Consider the following 4906-nt stretch of genomic DNA (forward strand, 5'->3'; position numbering starts at 1 on the left):
CGAAAGCGCGGGTCGTGCGGACGGCGGACGCCCGTCAGGGCGGCCGGGTCGAGCCACACCTCCCGCGTCCACTCCGCCCGCGCCTCCCACCGTGGCGGCAGGTCCAGCGAGGACCACACGCCCGCCGTCGTGATCGTCGCGCCGCCCTCGCTGGGGATGCCGTCGCGCTCCACGATCAGGACGCGCGCGTCGGGCGCGAGGCGACGCAGGAAGTACGCGCAGGCCAGCCCGAGCCGTCCGCCGCCCACGATCACCACGTCGTACTCGCCTTCCTCGAAGCGGTGCCCGACGTGCGAGAACACCCGGCCCGGAGTCACGTCGAGGCCGCTTCCGCGTGTCCCGCTTCACATGAGCACGTCACCCCCGCGTTATCTCCTGCCCTCCGTTCTCACGTCAAGCGCCCCGTGAGTGAAGAATTCTAAAGGTTGGATTCATAAGGTGGTGTATAGTGCCTTTCAACATGCGAGTGCCCGCCTCCCGAAGCGCCGCCCGGACCGCCCTGGTCCTCGCGCTCCCGCTGCTCGCGGGCGCCGCCGAGGCCGTGAACGTCCGCGTGATCGTCGCGTCCGGCCCCACCGTCCGGATCCGCGTGCCCATCAGCACCACGCCCACCGGCCTCCCGCTCGCCACCACGCCCGCCGCGCCCACCTCCTACGCGGAGTGGCAGGTCGGCGTCAGCGGCGCGCGCCTCACCCTCGACGGGCAGGACAGCGGCAGCGCCAGCCTGTACCTCCCGCCCGCGCCCGGCAGTCTCGTCGGCATCGGCGGCGCCGACTACCGTGGCGGCGTGCTGCTGCGCGTCAACTCGGGCCGCGTGGACGCCATCAACGTCCTCGACGTCGAGGACTACCTGCGCGGCGTCGTCCCCGCCGAGATGCCCGCCTCCTGGCCGCTGGAGGCCCTCAAGGCCCAGGCGATCATCGCCCGGACGTACGCCGTCGCGCGGCTCAACCCCGCCGCGCCCTACGACCTGTGCGCCACCGAGCAGTGCCAGGTGTACGGCGGCCTCGCCCGGGAGAACCCCGCCACGGACGTCGCGATCCAGCAGACCGGCGCGCAGGTCGTCTCCTTCGGCGGGAAGCTCGCCAAGACCTTCTTCTCCAGTGACAGCGGCGGCTTCACCGCCAGCGCCGGCGAGGTGTGGGGCAACGACCTGCCCTACCTCGTCGCGCAGCCCGACCCGGCCTCGCGCAGCCCGAAGAGCGCCTGGACGGTCGCGCAGCCCCTCACGAAGGTCGCGGAGGTCGCGGGGCGCTACGGCGTCCGCGTCGGCACCGTCACGAACGTCGCGCTCACCCGCGTCAGCGCCTCGGGCCGCGCCCTGGAGGTCACCGTCACCGGGACGGGCGGCACCGCCCGTATCGGCGGCGCGGAGGCGGGCGGCTTCGTCCGCGCGCTCGGTGCGTTCTCCTCACGCGTCGTGATCAGCGGTCAGGACCCCGTCGTCATCTCCGGCGCGGGCTACGGGCACGGCGTCGGCCTCTCCCAGTGGGGCGCCGCCGGACTCGCGGCGGGCGCGTGGAACTCCTCGCAGATCCTCGGCTTCTACTACCCCGGCGCGGCCCTCAGCGCCCTGCAGGAGAGCGCCGCCACCCCCCAGGGAAGCGCCGCGGCCCTGTTCGCCACGCGGCCCCTGCCGCGCAGCACCCCGCAGGACGTGATGGCCGCCCTGGGCGGCGTGGGCGCCGAGTAGAGCCCGGTCCTCCCGGACGAGGCGGTTCCCGCGTGGGAACCGCCTCGTCCTCGCGCGCCCGGCCCTATGCTGTCCGTATGACCGACCCCGCCGCCCTCGACGGACGCCTGCGCCGCAACGTCCGTCCGGGACTCGACGTCAGCGTCGTCCAGAAGCAGGACCAGCGCACCGGGCGCCTCACGCGCGGCACCGTCGCGCAGCTCCTCACCAGCTCGCCCAGCCATCCGCACGGCATCAAGGTGCGGCTCACGAACGGCCTCGTGGGCCGCGTGAAGGTCATCCACGAGGCGGGCGTGATGTGACCACGCCCCGCAGACGCTTGAAGACTTCTTCACGCTTCCCCCACGCGCGCCCCTCATCCGGCGTCGTTAAGCTTGTCATCATGCGCCGTTTGGTCGCCTCCATCACGATTGCCCTTCTCGGCGCCCTGACGCCCGCCGCGCTCGCGCGGACCGTGGAGATCGTCAGCGCCGACCGGCTCGAACTGCGCAAGGTCGACGGGCAGGAACTCGTCATCATCAGCGGTGGCCGCGTCGAGCTCCGCATCGACCGCGACACCGTCAGCGCCACCCGCGTCGAGTACAACAAGACCCGCCGCACCCTCACCCTCGTCGGGACGGGCCGCTACACCAGCTTCCCGCGCGGCCCCGACGGGCAGGAAACCGAGCAGGTCCTGCAGGGCCAGGACATCGTCGTGAACCTCGGCACCGAGAACCTCGCCGGGGAGGACGTCATCGTCTCCACCCGCGACCTCGAGATCCGCGGCGAGGACGTCGAGCGCGTTCCCGGCCAGCTCAAGGTCGACTCCGGCTACTTCACCCTCTGCGCGAAGTGCGGACGCACCCCCAACGACTACGCCTTCCGCGCCAGCCGCGTGCTGCTCTACCCCGGCGACCGACTCGTCGCGTACGACGCCACGCTGCTGCTCCTCGACGCGCCCGTCGCGTACCTGCCCGTCGTGGTGCTGCTGCTGCAGGACAAGCAGTCCCAGCCGCGCTTCCAGATCGAGCAGGACAGCGTGGACGGCCTGCGCGTCCTGCTCGACCTGCCCTTCGTGATCGGGACGCAGGCGTCGGGCTTCACGCTGCTGCGCTACTACCAGAACCGTGAAAGCAACATCGGCTTCGGCGTGAACATGCGCGCCTACGACCTCCCGCTCGGCGTGCGCCTCGCCGAGCTCTACGCTCTCGCCACGCCCAGGCCCGTCGGGAAGAGCGGCTACGACGTGGACTTCAGGGTCAGCGCGCGCGGGTTCCTGCCCTGGGACGCCACGCTCGCGGGCGTCGACTACACCCTCACCGCCAACCGCAGCGACAGCACCGTCAGTGCCGACACGGACAAGGGCGTCAGCAACGTCGACCTGGAGGCGAACGCGAAGTTCGACATCCTCGGCGCGCAGCTCAACTACGAGGACCGCTTCGGTCCCGAACCGGACGGCTTCCTGCTGAACCGCCAGCTCAAACGGCCCGAACTCGTCCTCGACTTCAACCCCTACACCGCCGGGGACCTCACCGCCGACTTCAAGGTCACGCTCGGCAACTACCGTGGTCCCGCGCGGCCCAGCGTGGCGCGCGGCGGGGAGCTCAACATCTCCCGCTTCCGCCTGCAGGAGTCGCACGTCATCACGTACCTCACGCGGCCCTGGAACGGCGCGGAATTCAACGTCCGCAACACCTTCACCGGGAACTACTACAACAGCGGCGAACGCGTCGTGGACCTCTTCGCGCGCGCGGCCCTCACGCAGAACTTCACGGCAGACACGAGCGCCACCCTCGACTACGAGTACCTGCGTCAGGAGGGCGTCGCGCCCTTCTCGCTCGACACGAGCTTCCGCCGTCGGCTCAGCGCCACCCTCGGGCTCGGCGTGCGCTCGCGACTCGCGCCCTGGCTGTCCGTGGAGGGCGCGCAGCGCTACGACTTCGTGCAGCCCACCGACAACCAGGCGCCCGCGCGCTTCAGCGTCACCCTCACGCCCGACCCCCTGAACGCCACGGGCACCCTCAACTACAACCTCTTCGAGAACGAGCTCGACAACTGGTCGGTGCAGGCCACGCTGGGCCGCACCACCGTCGGGCCGTCCCTGAGCGCCAGCACCTCCTTCGACGAGCAGACCGGCTACACGCCCCTCATCACGACCTTCACGTTCGCGGACCCCACCTCCGCCGCGACGGCGTCCCTGAGCGCGAACTACAACCTCCAGCAGGGCTACCTCGACACCCTCACCGCCACCCTCAACGCGACCGCCTCGCGGGACGCCATCGTCAATCCCGTCACCGTGAACGCCCGCACCGAGTTCAGCGTGCGCAACCCGCGCCTGAACAGCACGAGCACGATCACGTGGCGCGACCTGAGCTTCAACGCCGCCGCCACCTTCCTGCTGCCCGACGGCGCCGTGGAGCCCGGCGAGGACTACACCGCGCCCTGCACGAGCGGCACCGCCGCCAGCCGGGAGAACTGCGGCACCCTCACCTTCGGCATCAGCAGCCCCAGCGGCGCCGCGACCTTCTACAGCGCCACCTACGGCGGCACGTACGACCTCGGGCGCGGCGGGTGGGTCTCGCCGACCCTCACGGGCCGCGTGCGCGTCACCCGGCCCGGACAGACGCTCGACACGCAGGCGTCCTTCGCGACGCCCGGCCTCGACAACAGCGTCTTCGAGCTCACGTCCGCCGCCTTGACCGCGAACCTGGACGTCACACCCCGCGTCGGCCTGTCCGGCACCGCCACGTACGCCCGCAGCCGCAGCGGCGGCAACCTGCTGGAGCAGCTCACCCTCCGGCCGCTGAACGCCACCTTCGCGCTCGGCGGCGGCCCGCGCCCCGACGCGTACGTCACGCTCGGCCTCAACCAGTCCTTCAGCTGGCTCAACGGCAAGCCGCAGCAGCCGCAGTCCCTCAAGCCGATCCTGCTCGTCACGCTCGACCGCTGCTGCTGGGCGCTGCAGTTCGAGCTCAACCCGGTCGATCAGCGCGTCCGCTTCACCGTCAGCCTGCCCACCGGCAGCGGTCAGTCGCTGATCGTCGATCCTAACGGCCCGCGTCTGCCCGGCCTGCCCTTCGGAGGAACCAACCCGTGAAGCACCCCGCCCGCACGACCCTCGCCGCGGTCGCCCTCACGGCCGCGCTCGCCGCCTGCACGGGCACCGACGAACCCACCACGCCCGACCGGCTGGTCGTCGTGGACGGCCAGCGGGAACTGCTGCTCGCGCGGCTC

General features: G+C 71.6%; 4 protein-coding genes. 3 read left to right on the forward strand and 1 reads right to left on the reverse strand.

What is annotated here, in order from left to right; genetic code table 11:
- Positions 1-317, reverse strand: a 317-nt coding sequence (locus DEIPI_RS28325) for an FAD-dependent oxidoreductase (RefSeq protein ID WP_157463450.1), incomplete at its 3' end; no start/stop codon positions are given.
- 143 nt (positions 318-460) lie between these two features.
- Here DEIPI_RS28325 and DEIPI_RS28330 point away from each other — a divergent pair.
- From DEIPI_RS28330 to DEIPI_RS28335, 3 genes are all read left to right on the forward strand, one after another.
- Positions 461-1693: a SpoIID/LytB domain-containing protein gene (locus tag DEIPI_RS28330; RefSeq protein ID WP_045233618.1), complete on the forward strand. Its 1233-nt coding sequence runs from the start codon at positions 461-463 to the stop codon at positions 1691-1693.
- 77 nt (positions 1694-1770) lie between these two features.
- Positions 1771-1995, forward strand: a complete 225-nt coding sequence (locus tag DEIPI_RS0103975; RefSeq protein WP_027480930.1) for a YwbE family protein — start codon at positions 1771-1773, stop codon at positions 1993-1995.
- Between the two features lie 80 nt (positions 1996-2075).
- The gene (locus DEIPI_RS28335) at positions 2076-4769 is read left to right on the forward strand and encodes an LPS-assembly protein LptD (protein ID WP_045233606.1); all 2694 of its coding nucleotides are present in this window, start codon (positions 2076-2078) and stop codon (positions 4767-4769) included.
- Positions 4770-4906 lie beyond the last annotated feature (137 nt).

Source organism: Deinococcus pimensis DSM 21231, from assembly GCF_000519345.1.
GTDB classification, from domain to species: domain Bacteria; phylum Deinococcota; class Deinococci; order Deinococcales; family Deinococcaceae; genus Deinococcus_A; species Deinococcus_A pimensis.